Origin of the sequence: Nitrosomonas sp. Nm51 (genome assembly GCF_900111165.1) — a bacterium.
Lineage (GTDB): Bacteria > Pseudomonadota > Gammaproteobacteria > Burkholderiales > Nitrosomonadaceae > Nitrosomonas.
Window position 1 is genome coordinate 1 of record NZ_FOGH01000111.1, and the last position, 2,279, is coordinate 2,279.

Below are 2,279 nucleotides of genomic sequence, written 5' to 3' on the forward strand. Positions count from 1 at the left end.
GTAGAGTAAGAAGCAGGGCGTAGTCGAACTATTTCCCTGCTTCTCCTCACCGAACCGTACGTGCACCTTTCAGCGCATACGGCTCTCCATTCAAGCATGGCTCATAGCCATGGCAACATCATGGTAGCGTGAAGTAACGGTATTCCTTTCTTCTTCCCGTATTATATAAGGGTTGATTTCAGGCTTCCGCCACCGGAATTGAGCTTTGCGACTGGTGACCAGTCGGCGCAACGTTATTCCACATAGATTGCCACTACCACTGCGACCAAAGAGCTGCCATATCTTGGCTTTTCCTTTAGCCGGACGCCGGATCCATTGACGCATTAACGACTTAATAGAAACCCGGTACTTGCGTGCCAGCCAGTGCGCAAGTTTCCAGAAAATAATTCTGTCTAACTTTCCGTACATGACTGCAGTATAGTCTGTAAATTGGTAGAAGTTGGCCCAACCCGCCAGTTTACGGTTTAGGCTTTCCACCATGTCAATCTTGTTCATGCTGTAATTGCCAGACAGTTCTTTAACCAGCTTATACGCAAAGTTTCGGAACTTGTCCTTGGGTATTGTTGTGACTGGACGCATCGTACCACGAGGCCCCCGTTTACGAATGATGCGGTGTCCAAGGAAAACAAATCCATCGTTGACGTGTGTAATATGGGTCTTTTCCATATTTAGCGTCAACTTGAGTTTGCCCTCCAGAAATACGCGGCATTCTTCACGAATGATCTCTGCATGCACTTTGTTTCCTTTAATGACGATTACAAAATCATCAGCATATCGGCAGTAAGCCACTGCTGGTAACCATTGTCGTTTCTCAGCAAGTGCAACAGGCCGTTGGCGCTTGATGCTATTGTTCCAGTACCAACGATCCTTTCGGGCTTTGCAGCTCAGGTATTTGTTATCCAGCCATTGATCAAACTCATTGAGCATGATGTTGGACAGGAGCGGTGAAATTACTCCGCCTTGCGGCACACCGTTACTGGCCGCCTGAAACAAACCCTGATCCACATGGCCTGCTTTGATAAATCGCCATAACAGCGAAAGGAAACGCGTATCACGGATGCGTTTTCGTACACATCTCATCAGTAACTTATGATGTACTGTATCAAAGTAGCTGGCCAGATCACCTTCGATCACCCAGCGACCCGATATGTCAGTACTATCTTGCAACTGAAACTTCACTGTGCGTATCGCATGATGCACACTGCGTTCAGGCCGAAAACCATAGGACAGACGATGAAAGTCACTCTCCCAGATTGGTTCCATTGCCATCAGCATTGCACGTTGCACAATCCGATCCCGCAGGGTCGGAATACCCAATGGTCTTTGCTTGCCGTTGGCTTTTGGAATATAGACGCGTTTTGCTGGTTGCGGCTGATAATTGCCGGCCAGTAATTCGCAACGTATCATTTCCAGTTGGTGCTGGAGATCACGTTCCATTGCTTGCTTATCTACGTTATCCACGCCCGGTGTCCTTGCGCCACTCGACGAAAGTGTTACGCGGGCTGCTTCCTGCAACCATGACCGATTGGCAATCATCCTCAGTAGACGATCAAACTTGCGTTCTTTGTCTTCTGAAGACCATCTTGCCAGCTTGCTCTGCATTTCACTGATTATCAAAGGTCTTCACCTCTTTACTGGCAGTTAGTCTGCCAAACAAGCTACTTAAACTGTTCCCCTTCGCCAAGTAGCAGGCTTTCCCTGCCTCGGACTACTATGGGAACTCCGTCAGCCTATCGTTCATCGGGGTCACATTCCCTTGTCATTACGATAAACCTTCCCCATTTCACATGCCGGACTCAAACGTATTGGTGAGGCTGCCGATCGCAGTCTTTATCCTTGCTTGCTGCAAGTCGATACAAATATTACGGTCTGGCTATATTCTCCCCGCAACCCCATGCATGTTGCCATTCGTCTGCAATCTGCATTCGGAAGCAAATCCCTACCTGTGATTCGCTCCAATTTGTATACCACCTGTTAAGCCGTGTAGATGGTGGTGACATTTCAACCCATAGACGCGGTTTAATCGGTTCGTGTTCCTCAACCTTCCAATACTCAGCCTAGAGACGCATCTTGGCTTAACGACTTCGCCTCACGCCCCGTTTCCCACGGGCTCCGTCACCCTACCAATGTACGACAGGTCACCGCCGCTTCGGCTCGCGCCCTCTTATAGCAGAAGGCGGGCACTCTATTCATCACCACTTCTGATGACCGGAATGCATTCCAAACATGCTCAAGCTTCGTTAGTATCAACAATAGATACTTTCGAAGAATGGGCGCAC

At 48.7% G+C, this 2,279-nt stretch carries 1 protein-coding gene; it reads right to left on the reverse strand.

Annotated elements, in window-relative coordinates; all coding sequences use genetic code 11:
* Window positions 1-90 precede the first annotated feature (90 nt).
* Window positions 91-1,617, reverse strand: coding sequence for a group II intron reverse transcriptase/maturase (gene ltrA, locus BMY60_RS14960; RefSeq protein ID WP_218141726.1), 1,527 nt, complete (start codon window positions 1,615-1,617; stop codon window positions 91-93).
* Window positions 1,618-2,279 lie beyond the last annotated feature (662 nt).